Below are 22543 nucleotides of genomic sequence, written 5' to 3'. Positions count from 1 at the left end.
CGGGACTCACGACTTGCGGGGAGGAAGTGGGCCGGGGTTGGGGCGAGGGCACGCGCTGGCGCACGGTTGTGGAGTAGGGCCGGTGCCGCGGCCCAGGCTTGTAGACCTGGGCCGTGAGCGCCGGGCCGAGGGTCCTGGTTGCAGGGTCCTCGACCCGGCCGGGGCTGCGGCACCAGGTGGGTACCGGGTGGGGTGGGATGAGGGTTAGCCGGGGCGGACGGCGCCTCGGTAGGTGGAGCGGTAGTACGACGACTTCAGGAACTGGGTTTTCTTGACCACGTCGCCGGTTTTGGGGGCGTGGATCATGATGCCGTTGCCCAGGTAGAGGCCCACGTGAGTGGGGTCGCCGTTGCCGCCGCCGAAGAAGACCAGGTCTCCCTTGCGGAGGTCGGACAGCGCCACGCGGCGGCCCTGGCGGAACTGGGTGCCGGTGTAGTGGCCCAGCGTTACTCCTGCCTTCGACCACGCGTACAGGGTGAGGCCGCTGCAGTCGAAGCCGATGGTGTTCGCGCCTCTGCCGATGCCTCGGGTGGGGCCGGATGGGGCGCCTCCGCCCCAGGAGAACGGGGTGCCCAGCCTTGCCAGGGCCGCTGTGGCCGCTGCTTCGCCCCTGGTGGGCTTTGGGGTTCTTTTCGTGCCGGGGTCGGGCTTGGGGGTTGGTTTGGCGGGCCGTTCGGGAGCAGGCTCCGGTGGGGTGGGCTTGATGGTGGTGATCCATTCGAGCTTGGGGGTGGTCCACCACGGATGGGGAGGGTGGGAGCGTGCCTGTGCGGGTTTGGTGGGTGCGCCGTCTGGGCCGGCGGTGGTTGGGTGCCCTGACCGGGCGCAGGCTTCTGCGGGGAGGGTGATCACTCGCTTCACCTCGCGGGTGCCGGGACTCCGGGAAGGGGCCACGGATTCTTGGCCTGGTGGCTGCGGGACGACGAGGTGTGCGTACGCGGCCGGGATGGTGATGACCACCTGGCACTCGGCGGTCGGTGCGGGGACCGTGCTCAGCGTGGCCAGGAAGCCGCCGCCGAGGGTGAGCCACATCATGGTGTTTCTCCTGGGCTGGATCGGATGGGAGGCCCAGGATCGTGCGGATCGGGTGGCGGATTTGGCGGCGAACGCGGTTCTGGGGATGGGGGTGCGGGATCGCGCGAGTGGTTGTGGACAACGCCGTGCCGCAACCGCGCCCCGCCAGACGCCCACACGGAGCCGCGCCACCGTACGCACACGCGGAACGCGCGCCGCCGCACACACGCACACAGAACCCACGCCGCATGCACACACGGAGCCGCGCGCCGCCGCACACACGCAACCGCGCCGCCGCGCGCCGCATTGCACATACGCAACCGCGCCGCCGTAAGCACACACAGAACCACGCCGCCGTACGCACACACGGAGCCGTGCCCCGCCGTGCGCCTAAGCGGGACAACCGTCGTTCGGCGACGTTGTCAAGGGCGGCGGCAGAGAGGTGGTCGCCCGGCAGCCGGCTCGTGGACGTCAGTGCGACAAGGGGGTGTTCTCGGCGATGCGGGTGAAGGCGGTGATGTCGAGTTGTTCGCCTCGGGCCGAGGGGTCGACGTCGGCCGCGCGCAGGGCGGTTTCGGCGGCGGACGGGCTGCCGGCCCACGTTGACAGGGCGGCGCGGAGGGTTTTGCGGCGCTGGGCGAAGGCGGCGTCGATGACGGCGAACACCTGCTCGCGCGTGGCGGTGGTCGTGGGCGGGTCTCTGCGGACCAGGGAGACCAGGCCGGAGTCCACGTTGGGGACGGGCCAGAACACGGTACGGCCCACCGGTCCAGCCCTGCGCACGTCGGCGTACCAGGCGGCTTTGACGGACGGCACGCCGTACACCTTGGAGCCGGGCGGCGCGGCGAGGCGGTCGGCCACCTCGGACTGGACCATCACCAGCGACCTGCGCAGCGACGGCAGCGACTCCAGCAGGTGGAGCACGACGGGGACGGCCACGTTGTAGGGCAGGTTCGCCACCAGCGCGGTCGGTACGTGCCCGGCCAGGTCGCCGGGGCCGATCCGCAGCGCGTCCGCGCCCACCACGGTCAGCTTCTCTGACAGACCCCGGCCTGCCACGGTCTCCGGCAGTTGCGCGGCGAGTACCGGGTCGATCTCCACCGCGACGACGTGCTCGGCCGCCGCGAGCAGCGCCAGCGTCAAGGACCCCAGCCCCGGCCCCACCTCGATCACGACGTCGTCCGGCGCGACCTCGGCCACCCGGACGATGCGGCGGACGGTGCCGCCGTCGATCACGAAGTTCTGCCCGAGTCGCTTTGTCGGCCGAAGATCCAGCTTCTCCGCCAAATTACGTATTTCTATCGGGCCCAGCAGGTCCATCATCCAACTAGTCTCCCGCACCGAAGAACCTGAGATAGCGGACGGGGGGCACCACAGGGGAGGATGGCGTGAAAGACGAAGGGACATCCCTGATGGAGCCAACGGGCGCCGCGCCGCTCCGCCCGGCGGATCCCCGGGAAATCGGCCCTTACCGGCTGCTGGGACGGCTCGGCGAGGGTGGCATGGGCACGGTTTTCCTGGCACGGGCGCCAGGCGGGCGATTTGTCGCGCTCAAGGTGGTGAAGTCGGAGTTTGCGAATCAGGAGGGGTTCGCGGCCCGCTTCCACGCGGAAGTGGACAACGCCCGGCGGGTCGCCTCGTTCTGCACCGCCCAGGTTCTGGACAACGGCAACAGCGACGAAGGCCGTCCCTACATGGTCACGGAATTCATCGCAGGCACTCCTTTGTCCGAGCAGATCGCGAGATTCGGCGCGCTGGAGGCCGGACCACTCCACGGCGTCGCCCTCGGCGTGGCCGCCGCCCTGGCCGCCATCCACGTCGCCGGACTCGTGCACCGCGACCTCAAGCCCGCCAACGTGATCCTCAGCCTCTCCGGCCCCCGCGTGATCGACTTCGGCATCGCCCGCGCCCTCGACCGCGAGACCGGCTTCACCCTCTCCGGCGAGCTCCTCGGCAGCCCCGGCTGGTGGGCCCCCGAGCAGGTACGCGGCGAACAGGTCACCCCCGCGGCCGACGTCTTCTCCTGGGGCTGCCTGGTCGCCTACTCCGGAAGCGGCCGGCACCCGTTCGGGCGCGGCGACGTGATCACGCTGGCCACCCGCGTCCTGAACGGGCCGCCGGAGGTCGGCACGCTGCCCGCGCCTCTCGACGATCTGGTACGGCGGGCCACCGCCATGGACCCCGCCCAGCGCCCCACCGCCCAGGACCTCCTCCTCGCCCTGGTCAGCGGCGGCGCCCCGGCACCGGCGGCCGACCCGCCCACGCTGGCGGGCACCGCGTTGCTGCGCGACTGGCAGCCGCCGCAGAACGTCGTGGACAGCCCGGACATCACCTCCACCTTCTCGGTCACCCCCACCCCGCCCCCCAGGCTCCCTCTCACCGCCACCCAGGCCCCCACCACCCCGGCCCGCGCCACCGCGACACCGGAGACCCACCCCGGCCACCCGGCGGACCAGAACACCTTCCGTGACCTCGACCGGCCGGAGGAACTCCTCCCACCGGTCGAGTACGCCACCGCGCCCCCGGCCGGCTACGCCCCCGACCGCCCCAGGACGAGAGGCACCCGCTGGCTGATCGCGGCGGCGGCGGCCGTACTGGCGCTGGCGCTGACCACGGGCGTGCTGATCTGGCAGGGCTCCCGCAACAGCCCCGCGGTCCAGAGCACCCCGCAGGCGGGCAAACCCACGGTCACCGACGTGGGCCGCAGATTCCAGCTCAGCGACGCCTTCGACGGCCCGCAGCTGATCATCGCGACCGCCCCCGAGTGCGGCGTGGCCGGATACCAGGGCGCCACCCCCGCCAACGGCCAGCTCTGCCTGCTGCGCTGGACCCTGCTGAACCCCGGCGGCGAGCTCACCACGGTCGGCACCCCGGCCCTCACCCTGATCGACGACAGGAACGGCCGCCACGACCCGCTGCCGGTCTCCTCCCAGCTCCCGGCCGCGCTGACGGCGGGGGGACGGTTCGACGGGGTGTTCGTGTTCGACCTGCCGCCGGTCAGGAAGGCGGCGCGGCTGTCCGGCACGATGTTCACCGGCGGCAAGCAGATCGAGGTGCGACTGTCATGATCGTCCAGACCATCGTCACGCTCGCCCTCGCCGCCCTGGCCATCGCCCCCGTCCAGGCGGTGACGCCGGCGGCCTGCAACAACCAGAGCGACTTCGACGGCGACGGCCAGGACGACGCCGCCGTCGGCGACCCCTTCGCCAACGGCGGCAAGGGCGCGGTACACCTGCTCTCCGGCACCAAGGTGGTCAGCCTCCCGTCGCCTCCCCTGGGTGACGGCGACGCGTTCGGCTGGTCGGTGAAGCTGGCCAAGGTCAACGCGGACGCCTGCGCCGACCTGGTGGTGGGCGCGCCGTACGCGGATGTGCGGGGCGTGCGCGACGCGGGCGCGGTCCACATCCTGTACGGCGGAGCCGCCACGCGACCCCAGCTCCTCACCGCCCCGCAACCCCAGCAGGACGCCCACTTCGGCTGGTCCCTGGCCGCCAACGGCAACCTCCTGGCCATAGGGGCACCCCACGAGGACGAAGCCCAAACCGCCGACACCGGCTCCGTGTACATCAAACCCGTGGACATCAAATCCGTGGACATCAGATCCGGCAGCCAGCCCCTGAGGCGGATAAGTCAGGAATCGTCCGAAGTCCCCGGCAACGGCGAAGTCGGCGACCAGTTCGGCTACTCGGTGGCCCTGTCCAAGGATCGGGCCTTGTTCGTCGGCGTGCCGTACGAGAACGACGACGGGGCGGGCCGCCAGGTCGGCACCGGCAAGATCCACTCAGGCCAGATCACCATCATCACGGACGCCACCGCGCCCACCCTGCGGGGCCAGAAATGGGACTCCCCCACCAAAAAGGCAGGTGACCGGTTCGGCTACGCGCTCGCCTACACCGACGGCGTGGGCCTGGCGGCGAGCGCCCCCGGCCCCGGCTACGTGCAGCTCTACACCCCGGCGCTGCGCCCGGCCAGAACCATCCGCCAGGGCGCGCAGGGCTTCGGCTACTCGCTGGCGATCGCGCCGGACGGCCGGCTGGCCGTGGGCAGCCCGTACGGCGCGGGCGTCCTGCTCTCCTCGTTCCAGTCCTCCGGCCAGGACCGGCGCCTAAACCTGGACGGCCGGGCGGTGGCCTTCAGCGGCAACCGCCTGCTGGCCGGCCAGCCCGACGCGGGCCGCGCGGGCCAGGTAGCCGTCCTGGGCCGCAACACCGACGAGGTCCAGCGCGCCGAACCCCCGGCCGGCGCCGACTTCGGCTCCAGCGTCACCGGCTGAACCCCACGAAGAGCAGGGAGGGCGTTGAAGGCATCAAGGCCACTGGCCGTGGCGGCGGTCGTGTCCCTGCTGGTCACGGCCTGTACCACGCCAGACGGCGACCGGCGCCCCGCGGCCGACTGCGCCAAGGCGAGCCCACGGGACGTGGACGGCGACGGCCGCGACGACCTGGTGGTGGGCGACACCGAACAGTGGCGAGGCGGTCCCGGCGCGCTGTACCTGATCAGCGCGGGCAAGGTGACCAGACTCCCGGCCCCGGACAAGGACGCCAGGGGCCTGGGCGCCACCGTGGGCATGGGCGACATGGACGGCGACGGCTGCGCGGACGTGGTGGCGGGAGCCCCGTACACCGACGTGCGGGGCAAGCGGGCAGCGGGCGCCGTCTACATCCTGTACGGCGGCCGGAAGCGGCCTCCCGGAAAGCTGGTCGCGCCGGTCCCCAGACCGGGGGCCGGGTTCGGCGAGTCCCTGGCCGTCCGCGGCGACCAGATCGCCGTCGGCGCCCCGCACGACGACGCCGACGGCGTCACCGCCTCCGGTTCCGTACACCTGGCTGGCAGGGGCACGATCCACCGCACGATCACCCAGAACTCACCCGGCATCCCGGGCACCGGCGAACCGTACGACCGTTTCGGCACCGCCCTGGCCCTGGGACCGGACGCGGTCCTGGTGGGCACGCCGTACAACAGGACGGCGACGCTCGTCGGCGAGCGCGCGATCAGGCTCCAGCCGCCGAAAGGCTGCCGCAACTACGCCGCCGCCGTCGCCTACCACCAGGGCTACGTCGTCAGCGGCTGCGGCCAGGTCAGGCTCTATGCCGACGACGGCGCACCCAGGTCCCACCTCGTCAGGAAGGCGAACCCCACCCTGCTGACGGCCTCGGCCCGGGGCTATGCGGCGGTGTGGAGCGACGGCGCCTGGCAGGTGCCGCCCGGAGAGGCCCGCCCCTGGCAGCAGCCGGAGCCCTGGTCGGCGGCCCTCACGGAGACGAGCCTGGCCGTCGGCATGCCGACGGCCAGTCCGGGCGGCGCCGTGGCCGTCCTAGACCTCAAATCCGAAAATATCCAGACATATCGGGTCCCGGGCAGCACCCAGTTCGGCGACGCCATATCCGGCTGACCATTTCAGCCGAACAGGCGGGCCCCGCAGTGCGGCCACTGGCCCTCCCACCGGCCGCTCACCCGCTGGTACAGCAGCTGCGCCCGGTAGGTCTGCTCCTCCGCCGGCCACATCACCGGCGTCCCCGCCCCGCCCACCGACTGCCAGCTGGCCAGGCTGAACTGGTACATGCCGTAGTAGGGCCCGGCAGGATTGAGCGCCTTGGGGTTGCCGTGGGACTCGCACTGGGCCAGCCCGGCCCAGTTGAGCCTCGCGACCGCCGCCTGCACCGGCACGGTACGCGGCGGCAGCACCGGCCCCGGCGGCGTCACCTTGATCACGGTGCCCTGCCGCGGAAAGCTGTCCGGCGGCGGGGTGATCCTGTACCCCCGAGGCGTCCTGATCCGCTCCTGCAGCAGCACCTCCCGGACCGTTCCAGCGGTGGTCCTGATCCACCTCCGGTCCGTCCCGGCGATCACCTGCACGCGCCGCGAGGTGTACATGGTCAGCGACATCCCCGACAGCGGCACCACCCGGTCGGGCGGCGCGGACAGCCGGCCGCCCGCGTGGTCGATCTCCAGCTCGTCGAGCGCGGCGGCGACGTTCGTGGCGGTCACCATGCGGTTGCTGGTGCGCCCGTCGACGGTGAGCCGGAGCGGGCGCGCGTGGCGGACCACGATCGTGGCGCCGTCGACGACCAGGTCGTGCCCGCCCGGCCGCAGGTAGTCGCCCAGTCCCACCGCCACCTCGGCCTCCGTCAGCAGCTCGAACACCGACCCGGCGAAGCTGCGGATCACGACGGTTTCACCGTCCACGACGAGCTTGATGTCCTTGGACATGCTCGCGATGGCCACCAGTCCGCCCGCGACCGCGACCGCGGCCAGGCCGGCCACCAGCGTCCACGGCGAGCGCCATGGGACCTGCGGGCGCGGGGCGCGCCTTCTGCCACGCACGGGCGACCTCCGGAGAGACTCGGGCGCCCGACGCTAGCGGCGGGCGCGCGCCCGCCTCTACCGGTTCACGAAAAGATGCCGAAGACGGTGGCCCCGTTGGCGGTGATCGCCTCGCACAGCACCTCCGGCTGGACGCCCTTGACCTCGGCCAGGCAGCGCAGGGTGAGCGGGATCAGGTAGGGGGCGTTGGGCTTGCCCCGGTGGGGCACCGGCGGGAGGTAGGGGGCGTCGGTCTCGACCAGCATCAGCTCGGCGGGCGCGACGGCGGCGGCCTCGCGCAGGTAGCCGGCGTTCTTGTAGGTGACCGGACCGGAGAACGACATGAAATATCCGGCTTCGGCGCACTTTGTGGCCATCTCGGCGTCGCCGGAGAAGCTGTGGAAGACGACGACGTCCGGCGCCCCCTCGGCGGCCAGCACCTTCAGCACGTCGTCGTGCGCGTCGCGGTCGTGGATGACCAGCGCCTTGCCGGTGCGCTTGGCGATCTCGATGTGCGCGCGGAAGCTCTCGTGCTGGTCGTCCTTCGAGGCCCAGTCGCGGTAGTAGTCGAGCCCGGTCTCGCCCACGGCCCGCACCTCCGCGCGCCGCGCGAGCCGTTCGATCTCGGCCAGCACCTCGGGCGTGGACGCGTGGGCCTCGTTGGGGTGGATCGCCACGCCCGCGTAGATGCCCTGGTGATCGGCGGCGACCTGCGCGTTCCACTGCGAGGAGGTCAGGTCGTAGCCGATCGTCACCAGGCTCGTGACCCCCACCGAGCGCGCCTCGGCCAGGATCGTCTCCACCGAGGCAGCCGCCGCCTGCGCGGCCTGCGCCACCGGATCACCCGATGAGGCCTGCCGGTTGCCGACCATGATGTCCAGGTGGCAGTGGCTGTCGAAGACCTCGGCGCCCAGAGGCTCGGGAACAGCGGGACTCTTGCTCACGTGACCCAACCCTATAGTGGCTGCCATGCGGTTCGGCGTGCTCGGGGCGGTCCGCGCCTGGCGGGCGGACGGGGGCGAGGTCTCGCTGGGCGGCCCGGCCCGGCGCGCGCTGCTGGCGGCACTCCTGCTGAGTCCCGGCCGCGCGGTCGGCGCCGAGCGCCTCATCGACGAGGTGTACGGCGAGCGCCCCCCGAAGGACGCGCACCACGCCCTGCAGTCCCAGGTGTCCAGGCTGCGCCGAGACGGCATCGCGGTGGAGCGCGTGGCGGCCGGATACGTGCTGAACGTGGACCCGGACGACGTCGACGTGCACCGCTTCCTGCGCCTGGCCGAACAGGGCCGCGAGGCGCTCGGCTCCGGTGACCCGGATCGGGCCGCCGGGCTGCTGCGGGAGGCGCTCGGGTGGTGGGCGTCGCCGGCGCCGGCCGTACATCTGGAGGAGCGGCACCTCGCCGCCCTGGAGGACCTGGCCGAGTCCGACCTGCGGCGCGGCGACCACCGCGCGGCCCTGGCCGCGCTCGGCGAGCTGGTCGAGAGCCACCCGCTGCGCGAGCGCCCGCGCGCGCAGCTCATGCGCGCCCTGCACGCGGCCGGCCGGCCCGCCGAGGCCCTGGTCGTCTACGAGCGCACCCGCAGGCTTCTGGCCGACGAGCTGGGCGCGGACCCTTCTCCCGAGCTGTCCGCGATACACCGGGAACTGTTGCGCGGGGAAGATCCTCCCGCCCCGCCGGAGGCGCTCCCGCTCACCAGCTTCGTCGGCCGCGAGCAGGACGCGGCGCGGGTGCGCGCGCTGCTGGCGCGGGCCAGGCTGGTGACGCTGCTCGGGCCCGGCGGGGTCGGCAAGACCAGGCTGGCCGCGGAGGTGGTGCGCGGGCGGACGGACCGGCAGGTGGTCGAGCTGGCCGCCGTCCGCGACGGTGGCCAGTTGCCGCAGGTCATGATGGCCGCGCTCGGCGTCCGCGACAGCGGCCTGCACCCGCCGGGAGACCGCGGGGAACCCGCCGACCCGGCCGTGCGCCTGGTCGCGGCGCTGTCCGGGCGCGAGCTGCTGCTCGTGCTGGACAACTGCGAGCAGATCATCGACGACGTCGCCGCGCTCGCCGAGCGGCTGCTCACGACCTGCCCCGGCCTGCGCGTCCTGGCGACCAGCCGCGAGCCGCTGGGGCTGACCGCCGAGCACCTGTGGCCGGTGCGCCCGCTGCCGCCGGCCGACGCGGTCAAGCTGTTCAACGACCGGGCGCGGGCGGTGCGGCCGGACTTCCCCGCGCAGGCGGCCGTGGAGTCGATCTGCCTCGCGCTCGACGGGTTGCCGCTGGCGATCGAGCTGGCCGCCGCCCGCATGCGTACCCACGAGGCCGCCGAGCTGGCCGGACGTCTGGAGTCCGAGCGGTTCCCGCTGTTGTCGCGCGGCAGCCGTACCGCCGAGGCCAGGCACCGGACGCTGCGCGCGGTCGTCGCGTGGAGTTGGGAGCTGCTGAGCGCCGACGAGCGGGCGATGGCCGCGCGGCTGACCGTGTTCGCCGGCGGTGCGAGCGCCGCGGCCGCCGCGCGGGTCAGCGGCCTGCCGGACGCTGAAGCGCTGCTCGACTCGCTCGCCGACAAGTCGTTCGTGGAGGTCTCGGGCGGCCGTTACCGCATGCTCGCCACGATCCGCGCCTTCTGCGCGGAAAAGCTCGACGCCCCCCACGCCGTACGGCAGGCGCACGCGGCCTATTACCTCGCCCTGGCCCTGGAGGCCGACCCCCACCTACGCCGCGGCGAACAGCTGCGCTGGCTGGACGCGCTGGCCGCCGAGCACGGCAACCTGCGTGAGGCGCTGCGCTTCGCCGTCGAGTCGGGAGCGGTCGAGCTGGGCATGCGGCTGATCGGCGCGCAGGCCCACTACCTGTGGATGCGCGGCATCCGCACCACCGCCATGGCCGAGGCCGCGGCGCTGCTGGCGGCGGCGGGCCCGCGACCGGACCCCGCGCTCGGCGACGGCTACGCCCTGTGCGCGCTGATCGCGGGCGAGGAGCGCTACCTGCGGCGGGCCTCCGCCCTGATCGACCGGGAGCACCACCATCCGCTGCTGACGTTCCTGTGGCCGCTGATGACGGCGAACGGCGGCGATCCGGAGCTCGTCCTGCGCGTGCTGCGCCGTGCCGAGAGCGGCGGCGATCCGTGGGCGCGGGCGATGGCCAGGATCATCCGGGCCTTCCCCAGCATGGCGGCCGGCGAGTACGCCGCCGCGCACGCCGACCTCACCGCTTCGCTGGAAGGCTTCCAGGAGCTCGGCGACCGCTGGGGCTCGGCGCTGGCCCTCGACTCGCTGGGCTGGCTGGGCGCCAACACCGGCGACCGGGCGGCGGCGCTGGCCCACACCAGCCGGGCGCTGGAACTGGCCGAGCTGCTGGGCGCCGACGAGGACCACGCCGACCTGCTGTGCAACCGTGGCGATCTGCGCCAGCGCGACGACCCGGCGGCCGCGCGGGCCGACTACGAGCTGGCCGCCGAGGTGGCCAGGCGCTCGGGCATCCCCACCTACCTCGCCGCCGCCCTGCGCGGCCTGGGCGACCTGGCGAGGATGGCGGGCGACCTGCCCGCGGCCCGCGAGCTGTACCAGCAGGCGCTGGCCCGCTCCGACGCCGGATGGATCAAGAGCTCGGGCAACCACACGCGGGTGCTGGTCGGCGTCGGGCGGATGGCCGAGGCGGAAGGCGATCAGGCCGCCGCCACCGAGGCCTACCGGCAGGCCGTCGAGGTGGCGGTGGCGACCGGGGCCGTCCCCGAGAGCGCGCGGGCCGTGGAGGCGCTGGCCGGGCTGGCAGAACCGGCCGAGGCCGCGAGGCTGCTCGGTGCGGCCGTGGCGCTGCGCGGCTGCGCCGTACCCGGTGACGAGGACCGTCTCGCGGCGGAGGCGCGCGCCCGTGCGGCGCTCGGTGAGCGGGAGTTCGCGGCCGCGCACCGCGCGGGCGCGGAGCTGAGCAGGCAGGCGGCGCTCACGCTCGCGGGCGTCAGCCCCGAGGCCATCCGCGCCTCACCGCTGGGCGTGATCGCGGCGATGACCGGTGAGCCGCCGGTGAGGCACCGGTGAGCACCGCCGGGCACGCTCGCGGCCATGGACATTCTGATCTCCGGCGCGAGCATCGCCGGCCCCGCCCTGGCCCACTGGCTCAACGCCTACGGCTTCACCACGACGATCGTCGAACGTGCCCCCGCGCTGCGTGAAGGCGGCCACGCCGTCGACTTCCGCGGCAAGGCGCACCTGAGCGTCCTGCGCAAGATGGGAATTCTCTCCGACATCGAGCGTGAGCAGACCCACATGGGCGCCTTGTGGAACGTCAACGAGGCGGGCAAGAAGCTGGCCAAGATGCCCGACGACATCTTCGCCGGCGACGTCGAGATCCTGCGCGGCGACCTGGGCCGCATCCTGTACGAGCGGACGCGGGAGAAGACGGAGTACGTCTTCGGCGACTCGATCGCCGAACTCCACGAGGACGCCCACGGCGTGGCCGTCACCTTCCAGCGCGGCGCCACCCGCCGCTTCGACCTGGTCATCGGCGCCGACGGGCTGCACTCCAACGTACGGTCGCTGACCTTCGGCCCGGAATCGCGCTTCCACACCTACCTGGGGCTGTACAACGCGGTCTTCACCACGCCCAACCACCTCAACCTCAACTACAGCGCCCAAGGCCTGAACGTTCCCGGCAAGGTGGCATCCTCCTACAGCTCGCGGGCCAACACCGAGGCCAAGGCGGTGTTCTTCTTCGGCTCGCCGGAGCTCACCTACGACCGCCACGACACCGACGAGCAGAAGCGCCTCCTGGCCGATGCCTTCAAGGACGTCGGCTGGATCGTGCCGCGACTGCTTGAGGACATGTGGGAGGCGGAGGAGTTCTACTTCGACTCGATCAGCCAGATCCACATGGACCGGTGGTCACGCGGGCGGATCGCGCTCGTCGGTGACGCGGCCTGGTGCCCGTCCCCGCTGTCGGGAATGGGCACCGGGCTGTCGGTGGTCGGCGCGTACGTGCTGGCCGGGGAGATCGCCACCCACGGCCACGCCGACGGTTTCGCCGCCTACGAGCGGATCATGCGCGACTACGTGGCCGGAGCGCAGAAGTCGGCCGTGGGGGTCAGCAGGTTCATGGTCCCCGACAACAGGTTCATGGCCTGGTTCATGAACCAGAACTACAAGCTCCTGCCCTACCTGCCGTGGAAGGGCATCATGGCCAAGTCGGTCAGGAAGACCGCCGAGGCCATCACTCTGCCGGAGTATCCAGACGCGCGAGCTCTTCGTCCACGACCTTCGGGTCGAGCTTCTTGAACAGCGGCACCGGCGGCGCGAGCGGGGTGCCCGGCTTGATCGGCCGGTGCTCCCACCGCGCGCCGTCCCGGTAGTCGCCGGTGATCACCGGGTACGGCGTGCCGCCGTCCTCGTCGACCTCCCGGATCTCCGGCATGCCCGACCAGACGCCCTCGCCGCCGAGCATGGCGTGGACCTTGTTGGACGACGACGGCAGGAACGGCGTCAGCATCGTCTTGGCGTCGTCGACGACCTGCAGGGCGGTGAACAGGATCGACTTCTGCCGCTCCGTGTCGTCCTTGAGCTTCCACGGCTCCTGCTCGGCCAGGTACTTGTTGGCGTCGCGGACCACGTCGAGCGCCTCGGTGATGGCGTTCTTGAACCGCGAGCGGTTCAGCTCGGCGCCCACCGGCCCGAACGCCGCGCGCGAACGCTCCAGCAGCGCCCGGTCGGCGTCGGTCAGCTCGCCGGCCTCGGGGATGACGCCGAAGTTCTTGGCGGCCATCGAGATCGAGCGGTTGACCAGGTTGCCCCAGGCCGCGACGAGCTCGCCGTTGTTGCGGTTGACGAACTCCTGCCAGGTGAAGTCGGTGTCCTGGTTCTCCGGACCCGCCACCGCGATGTAGTAGCGCAGCGCGTCGGCGTCGTAGCGGGCCAGGAAGTCGCGTACGTAGATGACGACCTGCCGCGAGGAGGAGAACTTGCGGCCCTCCATCGTCAGGAACTCGCTGGAGACCACCTCGGACGGCACGTTGAGCGCGCCCAGCGAGCCCGCCTTGCCGCCCCTGGCGCCGATGCCGCTGTAGCCGAGCAGCATCGCCGGCCAGATCTCGGCGTGGAAGACGATGTTGTCCTTGCCCATGAAGTAGTAGCTCTTGGCGTCGGGGTTCTGCCACCACTGGCGCCACGCGTCGGGGTCGCCGCTGCGCCTGGCCCACTCGATGCTCGCGCTGAGGTAGCCGATGACCGCGTCGAACCAGACGTAGAGCCGCTTGTTGGCCTGCTCGCTCCAGCCGTCGAGCGGGATCGGCACGCCCCAGTCGAGGTCACGGCTGATCGCCCTGGGCTGCAGGTCGCCGAGCAGGTTGAGGGCGAACTTGAGCACGTTGGGCCGCCACTCGCCCTGCTTGGACTGCAGGTAGGTGCCGAGCACCTCGGCGAAGGCGGGCAGGTCGAGCATGAAGTGCTCGGTCTCGGCGAAGATCGGGGTCTCGCCGTTGATGCGGCTCTTGGGGTTGATGAGCTGGATCGGGTCGAGCTGGTTGCCGCAGTTGTCGCACTGGTCGCCGCGCGCTCCGTCGTAGCCGCAGATGGGGCAGGTGCCCTCGATGTAGCGGTCGGGCAGCGTGCGCCCGGTGGACGGGGAGATGGCGCCCATCGTGGTCTTCGGGAAGATGTAGCCGTTGTCGTACAGGCCCTTGAAGATCTCTTGTGTGACGGCGTAGTGGTTGTTCGTCGTGGTCCGGGTGAACAGGTCGTAGGACAGCCCCAGGCCGGTGAGGTCTTCGGCGATGACCCGGTTGTAGCGGTCGGCCAGCTCGCGCGCCGTGACGCCCTCCTTGTCCGCCTGAACCTGGATCGGGGTGCCGTGCTCGTCGGTGCCGGAGACCATCAGCACCTTGTTGCCCGCCATGCGCTGGTAGCGACTGAAGACGTCGGACGGCACGCCGAACCCGGAGACGTGCCCGATGTGGCGGGGGCCGTTGGCGTAGGGCCACGCGACAGCGGTCAAGATGTGCTGGGACATGCCCTAAGCCTACGGGTTCCCGCCACCTGGAGTAATAGATGGATCAGTCCAAAACGTGGTAACGTCGCCCGCATGGCACGACCGAGGCAGTTCGACGAGGAGCGCGCGGTGGACGCGGCGATGCGCGCGTTCCTGGGCTCCGGGTACGAGGCGACCTCGACCCAGGACCTCTGTACCGCCACCGGCCTGGGCCGCAGCAGCATCTACAACACCTTCACCAGCAAGCACCACCTGTTCAAGAAGTCCCTGCGGCACTACATGGACATCAGGACCGCGGGCATCCTCGAGACACTGGAGGGCCCGGCACCGGTCCGCGAGAAGATCGGGACCTTGATGCGCCAGGCCGTCGAACCCCGCGACGGACTCCCCCGGGGCTGCCTGGTGGTGAACACGATGATCGAACTGGCCCCGCACGACGCCGAGGTGGCCGCGATGCTCAAGCGGGACTACGCGCGGCGGCTGGAGGCCCTGCGGGCGGCGATCGAGGCGGGCAAGATCTCGGGAGAGCTCGCGGCGGACAAGGACGCCACCGCGCTCGCGCACTTCGTCATCGCCTCCATCAGCGGGATCCAGGTCTCGCTGCGCGGGGGCGCGGGTCCCGCGGCGGCACAGGCGATCATCCAGACGGCGCTCGGCGCCTTCTGACGCTCGCATGTCTCTGACGCATGCCCTCATTTTGAACTGATCCATCTAAAACTAGGGAGACGTATGCCCCTCGCCGTCTATGTCCTCGGCCTGGCGATCTTCGCCATGGGGACCTCGGAGTTCATGCTCGCCGGGCTGTTGCCCGCGATGGCCGCCGACCTGGGCGTCTCCGTCCCGGACGCCGGACTGCTGATCTCGGCGTTCGCGATCGGGATGGTGATCGGGGCGCCGCTCCTGGCCGCGCTCACCTTGCGGTGGCCGCGCCGCCGTACGTTGCTGGCCTTCCTCGCGGTCTTCGTCGCCATGCACGTGGTGGGCGCGCTCGCGCCCGGCTACGGGGTGCTGTTCGCCACCCGCGTCGTCGGCGCCTTCGTCTACGCCGGGTTCTTCGGGGTGGCCGCCGTCGCCGCGACCGACATGGTGCCCGCCGGCTCCAGGGCCAGGGCGCTGGCCGTCGTCGTGGGCGGCATCACTCTGTCCACGGTCCTCGGCGTGCCCGCGGGCACGCTCATCAGCCAGTACGCCGACTGGCGCGCCGCCTTCTGGACCGTCGCCGTGCTCACCGCGCTGGCCTTCGCCGGTGTCCTCGCCCTGGTGCCCGCCGGGCGGGCCGCGGCGGCGGCCGTACCGCGCCTGCGCGACGAATTGCGGGCCATGGCCAACCTGCGGCTGTGGATCACCTATGGCGCGGTCTCGCTGAGCTTCAGCTCCATGATGGCCAGCTTCGGCTACCTCGGCGCGCTCCTGACCGACACGACCGGCCTGTCCGAAGGATGGGTCTCGCTGGTCCTCGCCCTGTTCGGGCTCGGCAGCCTCATCGGCATCACCATCGGCGGCCGTACGGCGGACGCCCGGCCGTTCACCACCTTCTACGTCGGCATGGCCGGAGTGCTCGTCACCTCGGCCGGCGTCGCGCTCCTGGCCTCATCCCCGGTGGCCATGGTCGTCACGGTCTTCCTCATGGGCGTCGCCGGCATGGCCACCAACCCGGCGGTCAGCGTCCGCGTGTACGCCCTGGCCGGCTCCGCCGCGACGCTGGCCGGGTCCACGAACGTCTCGGCGTTCAACGTCGGCAACACCCTCGCCCCCTGGCTGGCGGGACTGGGCATCAGCGCCGGGTTCGGCTATTCGTCCGTGGGCTGGGTGGGCGCCGCCATGGCGGCGGGCGCGCTGGGACTGGGCGCGCTGGGCCACGCGCTGCACCGCCGCGCCGTCCCCGTCGCGGTGTGAGCTCACCCTGCCGGAGGCGGCAGGCGAACGGTGGCGACGGCGCCGCCGTCCGGAGCGTTGGCCAGGACGAGGGCGGCGCCGATGACACGGGCCTGGCCCGTCGCGATCGTCAGGCCCAGGCCGTGCCCCCGGCCGCGCTCCGCGGCTCCGGTGCGGAAGCGCTGCGGGCCGTCGGCCAGCAGGCCGGCGGGGAAACCCGGGCCGTGGTCGCGGACCACGATCGTCGTGCCGTCCACCGTCACCTCCACGGGGGCGCCGCCGTGGCGGTGGGCGTTGATGACCAGGTTGGCCAGGATGCGATCGAGGCGGCGGGGGTCGGTCTCGGCGGTGCCCGGGGTGGTGACGGCCAGCCGTACGGGGAGGGCGGTCCGCTCCAGAGAGGCCGCGACGACGTCGGCGAGCGCGACGGGCCTGAGGTCGGCGTGCTCGGCGCCCGCGTCCAGGCGAGAGATCTCCAGCAGGTCCTCGACGAGGGCGCGCAGCACGCGCACCCGGTCGCGGACCAGGTCGGTCGCCTCCCCTTCCGGCAGCAGCTCGGCGGAGGTGACCAGGCCCATGAGCGGGGTGCGCAGTTCGTGGGCGACGTCGGCGGTGAAGCGCTGTTCGTTCCTGAGGCGGTTCTGGAGGCTGTCGGCCATCGAGTCGACGGCCGTGGAGATCTCGGCGATCTCGTCACCGCGGCGGACGGGGCCGGCGATGCGGGCGTCCAGGTCGCCCTCCGCGATCCGCCGCGCGGTTCCCGCCACCCGCCGCAGCCGGCGGTTGGGCAGTTCGGCCAGCAGCAGCGACAGCGGGACGATCACCGCGAGCGCGCCGAGCGAGGCCTGGGCGACGTCCCGGTCGAAGGCCACCAAAGCCCGCATGTGCACGCCCATGTCCACTTGCACGGTCAGCAACTGGTCGCCTTCGCGCAGGCCGCCCCACATCCAGGGGCTCTCCGGTTCGCGGTCGTCGAACCAGTAGACCGGTTCGTCCGACAGGCGCATCTGGGTCAGGAGAGGCGGCGGGATCTCCTCGGCCGGCTTGTCCTGCCCCGCCCCCTCCTTCCGCATGTCGGCCAGCGCGTTGTACGCGCGCTCCCTGCCCACCTGCAAGGAGCGTTCGAGCGTGTCCCGGTGGACCAGCACGCCGACGACCACGGCCACCGCGCAGCAGGCCAGGGCCACCAGGGCGGCGATCCGCCAGCGAAGGGACCTCACCGGCGCAGCTTGTAGCCGAAGCCGCGCACGGTCTCGATCCGGTCGGCGCCGATCTTCTTGCGCAGCCGCTGCACGCACAGGTCGACGACGCGGCTGTCGCCGTTCCAGCCGTAGTCCCAGACGTTGGTGAGCAGCGTCTGGCGGTCCAGGACGATCCCGGGGTTGGCCGCGAACTCCAGCAGCAGCCGTAGCTCGGTGGGAGCCAGCGCGACCGGCTGTCCGGCCCGGGTCACCTCCAGACCGTCCCGGTCGATGGACAGATCGCCGAAGACGAGCGCCCCGGTTCCGGCGGACTCCGGGGCCGGGGCGGCACGCCGCAGCAGCGACCGAATCCTCGCCACGAGCACGGCGGTGTCGACCGGTTTCACCACGTAGTCGTCGGCACCCGCTTCCAGCCCGGAGACCACGTCGAGCGAGTCGCCGCGGGCCGACATCATCAGGATCGGCGCGAGGCTCGTCTCCCTGACCTTCCTGCACAGGCCGATGCCGTCCAGGCCGGGCAGCATGACGTCGAGGAGCAGCAGGTCGTGGCCGCCTTCCCGGGACATCTCCAGTCCGGTGAGGCCGTCTTGGGCGGTGCTCACGCGGTAGCCGTAGCGCTCCAGCGCCATGGCGACCGCCTTGCGGATCACCTCGTCGTCCTCGACGAGCAGCACCCTGACGGGAGCCTCCTCCCGAAAACCAGACATTTCACCCCTTACGTCGACACACCCATGGTGCCGTACGCGCGCGTCCACTCCACCTCGGGCATGTATCAGCCGTGAATCAGACCAAGGTCGGAAGCGCCCGCGCGGGGGATGCCTCTAGCGGGTGGTGGAGTCCTCGCGGGTGACCGCTTCCGCGGCCTCCTCGGCGGCCTTGGCCGCGTAGTCGACCGGGGTCTCGCGGCTGCGCCGGATGCCCAGGATGCTGATGAACAGCGAGGCGAAGATGGTCTGGAAGCTCATGATGAACGCTGTGGCCGCCGGCACCACGAGGCGCAGGGACTCACGCGGGTCCAGTTCGCCGAAGCTGCGCACCTGCCAGTGCACCAGCGACATGACCAGCCCGATCAGACCGGCCAGGGCCAGCAGGCCACCGACCACGAGGCCTTTCTCCAGGGTCACGATGCTGATCAGCTTGCGGACCCGTGGCGATTCGGGCAGGAAGCCCTCCTCCGCCGCGTACACCTTCGTGAACAGGGCGAACAGCGCCGCCTGGAAGCCGATGACCACCATGGCCGACGCCCCGACCAGGGTGTCGACGTCGAAGGCGAGTTCGCCGATCCGGACCGGGCCGAAGGTCAGCGCGGTGCCGGCGATCAGGCCGACGAGCATGAGCGCGAGCCCGGGGATGAAGAACAGCCACTTCGGGCTGTAGAGGAGCAGGAAACGCAGGTGGCGCCAGCCGTCGCGCCAGGAGCGCAGGTGCGGCGGGCGGGAGCGGCCGTCGGGCGAGAGCGTGGTCGGGACCTCGCGCACGTCGAGTCCCTGGAGCGTGGACTTGACGACCATCTCGCTGGCGAACTCCATGCCGCCGGTCTGCAGCCCGAGGCGCAGGATCGACTCGCGGCGGAAGCCGCGCAGGCCGCAGTGGAAGTCGCCGATGGCGCTCGGGAAGAACAGCCTGCCGACGAACGACAGGACGGGGTTGCCGAGATAGCGGTGGAGCGGGGGCATGGCGCCGGGGGCGATGCCGCCCTTGAACCGGTTGCCCATGACGAGGTCGGCGCCCTCGCGCAGCTGCTCGACGAAGGGCAGCAGGCCGGTGAAGTCATAGGAGTCGTCGGCGTCGCCCATGATGACGTACTTGCCACGCGCGGCCCTGATGCCGCCCATCAACGCGTTGCCGTAGCCCTTCGCGTCAACGTGGACCACACGGGCGCCCGCGTCCCTGGCCAGTTGCTGGGAACCGTCGGTGCTGCCGTTGTCGGCGATGAGCACCTCGCCCTCGATCCCGTGCTCCTCCATGCACGCAAGCGCCTTGCGGACACAGACTTCCACGGTCTCCGCCTCGTTGAGGCAAGGCATGACCACCGTCAGTTCCACGTCGTAGCCCTTCCAGTCACGGCACATCCAGCACACCATCATGCCGTCTGCCCACCCATGCTCGGGTCAAGTCCGAAAAACGCCTGGCATTCTTGTTGCCATGGTGAGCGTCGCGGAGATAACCCCAGTGGACGACTCCGCCCGTGGCCGAACCGCGCGTCTGCGCTCGTTCCTGCGCCGTCATCGGGTGTTCGCCGCAGCGTTCGCCGTGGGCGGGTTGCTGCGGCTCGTGACCATGCTCGGGTACGGCCCGGCGATGTGGTTCAACGACTCCTACGAGTACGTCTCGGTCGCCCTGCACCCGAGGCCGCACCCGATCAGGCCGGACGGCTACGGATTCTGGCTGCTGGCGCTGAAGCCGTTCCACAGCTTCGCCCTGGTCACCTTCACGCAGCACGTCATGGGCCTGGCCACGGCCGCGTTGATCTACGCGCTGCTGCGGCGCAAGTTCGGCCTGCCGACGTGGGGCGCGACGCTGGCGGCGGCGCCGGTGCTGTTCGACGCGTACCAGATCCAGCTCGAGCAGCTGATCATGTCGGACGCCATGTTCACCCTGCTGGTCGTGGGCGTGATCACGCTGGTGCTGTGGAACCGGCGGATGTCGTGGAAGATCGGCGCGCTGGTGGGGGTGCTGCTGGCGCTGACCTGGCTGACTCGTTCGATCGGGTTGCCGATCCTGGCGCTGGTCGTGGCGTACCTGCTGGTGAAGCGGGTGGGCTGGCGGCCGATTGTCGCGATGATCACTGCGTGCGCGGTTCCGGTGCTCTGCTACATGGCGTGGTTCTCCACAAGTTTCGGCAAATTCGCGATGACCAACAGCGACGGGCTCATCCTCTACATGCGCACCGCCATCTTCGCCGACTGCTCGAAGATGAACGTCGATCCGCGCAAGGAACTCGACATCGCTCTGCTGTGCATCGAGGAGCCGGTCAGCCAGCGTCCCGAGTACGCGCAGTGGTACCTGTGGCGCTCCGAGTACGGCCAGCCGCTGCACCGCCTGGGCGGCAAGACGTTCGAGTCGGTCAAGAACGACGCGGCCAGCAAGTTCGCCATGCGCGCGATCCTGTCCCAGCCCGGTGACTACCTCCAGGTCGTGGGCCGCGACTTCCTGCGCTCCTTCCACTGGGGCCGCCCGCGCTTCCCGGACGCCTCCACCTACAACATGTACGAGTTCCGGCCCTACTACGAGCTCGTCAACGGCAAGCCGAAACGCCTGCCCACCTGGCCCTCCTACGCGCAGGGCCGTACCGACACCGACGCCTACGCCTACGAGCAGGGCCCTCCGGAGACCCGCATCGTCAGCCCCTGGGCCGACATCATGAGCGGCTACCAGAAGGTGTTCTACCTGCGCGGCATCATGCTCGGCGGCATCCTCCTGATCGGCCTGTACGGCGTGGCCGTCCGCTGGCGCACCTGGGGCGGGCCGGTGGCGCTGCCGTGGCTGGCCGCGTTCGGACTGCTCCTGGCCCCGGCCGCCACGGCCGAGTTCGACTACCGGTACGTGCTGCCGGCCGTACCCCTCGCCTGCGTCGCGGCCGCGATCACCCTGCGGAACGGCATCAAGGGGAAGGTCACACCCACGAGCGCATCAGCATCCGAGCCCACCACTGAGCGTGCGTGATCGTCTCCGACGACAGGACCGGATACAGCCACCAGAAGTTGATCAGCACGACGAGCGTGAACGCCCCGACGGCGGCGCCGCCCCCGGCCCGCCGCATGGGCGGCGCGTTCTGCCTGCCGAGCACGAGCCCGCCGACCAGCGCGAGCGCCATGGCCATGAACGGCACGAGCGGCACCATGTAGAACAGGTACATGGTGCGCTTGTCGGCCAGCCAGTAGTACACCCAGGGCAGCCACCCCGCGGCGTACGCCAGCAGCACCGCCCCCGCCCGCCAGTCACGCGTGGCCACGTACCAGACGATGAGCGCGACGAGCGCGAACAGCGCCGCGTACCAGAGCGCGGGCGTGCCGACCCCGAGCACGGCCTGCGAGCACTTGTCGGCCCCGCAGCCCGCCGGCGGCAGATCGCCCTCGTAGTGGAAGGAGACGGGCCGTTTGAGCACCAGCCACTCCCACGGCTTCGACTGGTAGGGATGCCCCTCGACCAGCCCGGTGTGGTAGCCGAGCACCTGCAGCTGGTACTTCACCCACGACCGCACCGAGTCCAGCACGAAGAAGACCGGCCCGGACGAGGTCGCCTGCTCCCAGTTGCGCCCCCACCCGTGCGCCGAGGCGAACCAGCCCGTCCACGAGAGCGTGAAGACCGCCGCCGGCACCGCGGCGAGCGCGCCCATCGCCGGCGCGAGATCGAGCGAGAAGGCCCCCCTGTACGGCTGCCGCAGCCCGACCGCCCGCCTGGCCCCCATGTCCCACACGAACGACAGCAGGAAGAACGCCAGCAGGAACGGCAGCCCCGACCACTTGACCGCGCAGGCCGCGCCCATGCAGACCCCGGCGGCCAGCCGCCAGGGCCGCCACCCGAGCCGCGGCCCCTGGTCCGACAGCCGCGAACGCTCGTACCAGTCGGCCAGCCGCCGCCGCGCGTGGTCCCGGTCGGTCACCAGGCAGGCGAACCCGGCCAGCACCCAGAACATCACGAAGATGTCCAGCAGCGCGGTGCGCGACAGCACCAGGTGCAGCCCGTCCAGCGCCAGCAGGAGCCCGGCCAGGCAGCCCAGCAGCGTCGAGCGGGTCATCCGGCGGGTGACGCGGGCCAGGATCAGGATGGACAGCGTGCCGGCGACGGCGGCCATGAAGCGCCAGCCGAACGGGGTCATGCCGAACATCCACTCGCCCACGGCGATCATCCACTTGCCGAGCGGCGGATGGGCGACGTAACTGGCGCACTCCGCCGATTCCGCGCACTGCTTGAAGATGTCCAGGTTGCCGGTGATCAGGCGCTGGTCGGCGATGGGGTTCTTGGAGTCGCCGAGGAAGGTCCGCTCGACGCCGTACTTGAGGAGTGAGTAGGCGTCCTTGATGTAGTACGTCTCGTCGAAGACCACGGAGTGCGGCTCGCCCAGCCGGAAGAACCGCAGGATCGCGCCGAAGGCGGCGACGAGGGCGGGGCCGAGCCACCCCCACAACGCGCCCTCCTGCATCGGCGGAACCAGCCGCTGTGCGGAAACCCCCCAGTTCTTCACGATGCG

General features: G+C 71.5%; 17 protein-coding genes. 8 read left to right on the top strand and 9 right to left on the bottom strand.

Annotated elements, in window-relative coordinates; translation table 11 throughout:
- Positions 1–204: 204 nt before the first annotated feature.
- Positions 205–1035 carry a C40 family peptidase gene (locus ACIBKY_RS22110; RefSeq protein WP_397098860.1) on the bottom strand — a complete coding sequence of 277 codons (831 nt, stop codon included), beginning with the start codon at positions 1033–1035 and terminating at the stop codon, positions 205–207.
- 450 nt (positions 1036–1485) lie between these two features.
- Positions 1486–2334: a 16S rRNA (adenine(1518)-N(6)/adenine(1519)-N(6))-dimethyltransferase RsmA gene (gene rsmA, locus ACIBKY_RS22105; RefSeq protein WP_397099459.1), complete on the bottom strand. Its 849-nt coding sequence runs from the start codon at positions 2332–2334 to the stop codon at positions 1486–1488.
- 68 nt (positions 2335–2402) lie between these two features.
- Here rsmA and ACIBKY_RS22100 point away from each other — a divergent pair, with 68 nt between their 5' ends.
- The 3 genes from ACIBKY_RS22100 to ACIBKY_RS22090 are packed head-to-tail and all read left to right on the top strand — an operon-like array spanning position 2403 to position 6406.
- Positions 2403–4082, top strand: a complete 1680-nt coding sequence (locus ACIBKY_RS22100; protein ID WP_397098858.1) for a serine/threonine-protein kinase — start codon at positions 2403–2405, stop codon at positions 4080–4082.
- A complete protein-coding gene (locus ACIBKY_RS22095) occupies positions 4079–5287 on the top strand; it encodes a hypothetical protein (protein WP_397098856.1) in 1209 nt (402 codons plus the stop codon). The genes ACIBKY_RS22100 and ACIBKY_RS22095 overlap by 4 nt, the downstream gene beginning before the upstream one ends.
- A 24-nt stretch (positions 5288–5311) precedes the next feature.
- Positions 5312–6406, top strand: coding sequence for an FG-GAP-like repeat-containing protein (locus ACIBKY_RS22090; protein WP_397098854.1), 1095 nt, complete (start codon positions 5312–5314; stop codon positions 6404–6406).
- 5 nt (positions 6407–6411) lie between these two features.
- On the opposite strand, the gene ACIBKY_RS22085 is transcribed toward ACIBKY_RS22090, so the two are convergent.
- Together ACIBKY_RS22085 and ACIBKY_RS22080 are read right to left on the bottom strand one after the other, a co-directional pair.
- Positions 6412–7338 carry a ubiquitin-like domain-containing protein gene (locus tag ACIBKY_RS22085; RefSeq protein WP_397098852.1) on the bottom strand — a complete coding sequence of 309 codons (927 nt, stop codon included), beginning with the start codon at positions 7336–7338 and terminating at the stop codon, positions 6412–6414.
- Between the two features lie 65 nt (positions 7339–7403).
- Positions 7404–8288, bottom strand: coding sequence for a TatD family hydrolase (locus ACIBKY_RS22080; protein ID WP_397098850.1), 885 nt, complete (start codon positions 8286–8288; stop codon positions 7404–7406).
- Between ACIBKY_RS22080 and ACIBKY_RS22075 the strand changes: the two genes are divergently transcribed.
- The gene (locus ACIBKY_RS22075; RefSeq protein ID WP_397098848.1) at positions 8287–11334 is read left to right on the top strand and encodes an ATP-binding protein; all 3048 of its coding nucleotides are present in this window, start codon (positions 8287–8289) and stop codon (positions 11332–11334) included. The genes ACIBKY_RS22080 and ACIBKY_RS22075 overlap by 2 nt on opposite strands.
- Positions 11335–11358: 24 nt before the next feature.
- Positions 11359–12567, top strand: coding sequence for an FAD-dependent monooxygenase (locus ACIBKY_RS22070; RefSeq protein WP_397098846.1), 1209 nt, complete (start codon positions 11359–11361; stop codon positions 12565–12567).
- Here the strand turns inward: ACIBKY_RS22070 and metG are convergent.
- Positions 12503–14293 carry a methionine--tRNA ligase gene (gene metG, locus ACIBKY_RS22065; RefSeq protein ID WP_397098844.1) on the bottom strand — a complete coding sequence of 597 codons (1791 nt, stop codon included), beginning with the start codon at positions 14291–14293 and terminating at the stop codon, positions 12503–12505. The genes ACIBKY_RS22070 and metG overlap by 65 nt on opposite strands.
- Before the next feature lie 72 nt (positions 14294–14365).
- Between metG and ACIBKY_RS22060 the strand changes: the two genes are divergently transcribed.
- Both ACIBKY_RS22060 and ACIBKY_RS22055 read left to right on the top strand, forming a co-directional pair.
- On the top strand, positions 14366–14938 hold the full coding sequence (locus ACIBKY_RS22060; RefSeq protein WP_397098842.1) for a TetR/AcrR family transcriptional regulator: 573 nt from the start codon (positions 14366–14368) through the stop codon (positions 14936–14938).
- A 63-nt stretch (positions 14939–15001) separates the two neighbouring features.
- Positions 15002–16168, top strand: a complete 1167-nt coding sequence (locus tag ACIBKY_RS22055; RefSeq protein WP_397098840.1) for a Cmx/CmrA family chloramphenicol efflux MFS transporter — start codon at positions 15002–15004, stop codon at positions 16166–16168.
- 2 nt (positions 16169–16170) lie between these two features.
- Here the strand turns inward: ACIBKY_RS22055 and ACIBKY_RS22050 are convergent, their stop codons facing one another.
- From ACIBKY_RS22050 to ACIBKY_RS22040, 3 genes are all read right to left on the bottom strand, one after another.
- Positions 16171–17367 carry an ATP-binding protein gene (locus ACIBKY_RS22050; RefSeq protein WP_397098838.1) on the bottom strand — a complete coding sequence of 399 codons (1197 nt, stop codon included), beginning with the start codon at positions 17365–17367 and terminating at the stop codon, positions 16171–16173.
- On the bottom strand, positions 17364–18056 hold the full coding sequence (gene cseB, locus ACIBKY_RS22045) for a two-component system response regulator CseB (RefSeq protein WP_397098836.1): 693 nt from the start codon (positions 18054–18056) through the stop codon (positions 17364–17366). Before cseB ends, ACIBKY_RS22050 begins: the two co-directional genes overlap by 4 nt.
- Before the next feature lie 114 nt (positions 18057–18170).
- Positions 18171–19394, bottom strand: a complete 1224-nt coding sequence (locus ACIBKY_RS22040; protein WP_397099457.1) for a glycosyltransferase family 2 protein — start codon at positions 19392–19394, stop codon at positions 18171–18173.
- Between the two features lie 100 nt (positions 19395–19494).
- Here ACIBKY_RS22040 and ACIBKY_RS22035 point away from each other — a divergent pair, with 100 nt between their 5' ends.
- The gene (locus ACIBKY_RS22035) at positions 19495–21015 is read left to right on the top strand and encodes a hypothetical protein (protein WP_397098834.1); all 1521 of its coding nucleotides are present in this window, start codon (positions 19495–19497) and stop codon (positions 21013–21015) included.
- On the opposite strand, the gene ACIBKY_RS22030 is transcribed toward ACIBKY_RS22035, so the two are convergent.
- A complete protein-coding gene (locus tag ACIBKY_RS22030) occupies positions 20966–22537 on the bottom strand; it encodes a dolichyl-phosphate-mannose--protein mannosyltransferase (protein WP_397098832.1) in 1572 nt (523 codons plus the stop codon). The two genes, ACIBKY_RS22035 and ACIBKY_RS22030, sit on opposite strands and share 50 nt — an antisense overlap.
- Positions 22538–22543: the final 6 nt, after the last annotated feature.

It is taken from the genome of Nonomuraea sp. NPDC050394 (assembly GCF_044459065.1).
Lineage (GTDB): Bacteria > Actinomycetota > Actinomycetes > Streptosporangiales > Streptosporangiaceae > Nonomuraea.
This window is presented reverse-complemented; position numbering and strand designations above follow the sequence as displayed.

What these genes read in the sequence shown, in the direction of transcription:
- ACIBKY_RS22110 (WP_397098860.1), bottom strand. Translation starts at nt 1,035, where the DNA reads ATGATGTGGCTCACCCTCGGCGGCGGCTTCCTGGCCACGCTGAGCACG.
- rsmA (WP_397099459.1), bottom strand. Translation starts at nt 2,334, where the DNA reads ATGGACCTGCTGGGCCCGATAGAAATACGTAATTTGGCGGAGAAGCTG.
- ACIBKY_RS22095 (WP_397098856.1), top strand. Translation starts at nt 4,079, where the DNA reads ATGATCGTCCAGACCATCGTCACGCTCGCCCTCGCCGCCCTGGCCATC.
- ACIBKY_RS22075 (WP_397098848.1), top strand. Translation starts at nt 8,287, where the DNA reads ATGCGGTTCGGCGTGCTCGGGGCGGTCCGCGCCTGGCGGGCGGACGGG.
- ACIBKY_RS22080 (WP_397098850.1), bottom strand. Translation starts at nt 8,288, where the DNA reads ATGGCAGCCACTATAGGGTTGGGTCACGTGAGCAAGAGTCCCGCTGTT.
- ACIBKY_RS22070 (WP_397098846.1), top strand. Translation starts at nt 11,359, where the DNA reads ATGGACATTCTGATCTCCGGCGCGAGCATCGCCGGCCCCGCCCTGGCC.
- metG (WP_397098844.1), bottom strand. Translation starts at nt 14,293, where the DNA reads ATGTCCCAGCACATCTTGACCGCTGTCGCGTGGCCCTACGCCAACGGC.
- ACIBKY_RS22060 (WP_397098842.1), top strand. Translation starts at nt 14,366, where the DNA reads ATGGCACGACCGAGGCAGTTCGACGAGGAGCGCGCGGTGGACGCGGCG.
- ACIBKY_RS22055 (WP_397098840.1), top strand. Translation starts at nt 15,002, where the DNA reads ATGCCCCTCGCCGTCTATGTCCTCGGCCTGGCGATCTTCGCCATGGGG.
- cseB (WP_397098836.1), bottom strand. Translation starts at nt 18,056, where the DNA reads ATGTCTGGTTTTCGGGAGGAGGCTCCCGTCAGGGTGCTGCTCGTCGAG.
- ACIBKY_RS22035 (WP_397098834.1), top strand. Translation starts at nt 19,495, where the DNA reads ATGGTGAGCGTCGCGGAGATAACCCCAGTGGACGACTCCGCCCGTGGC.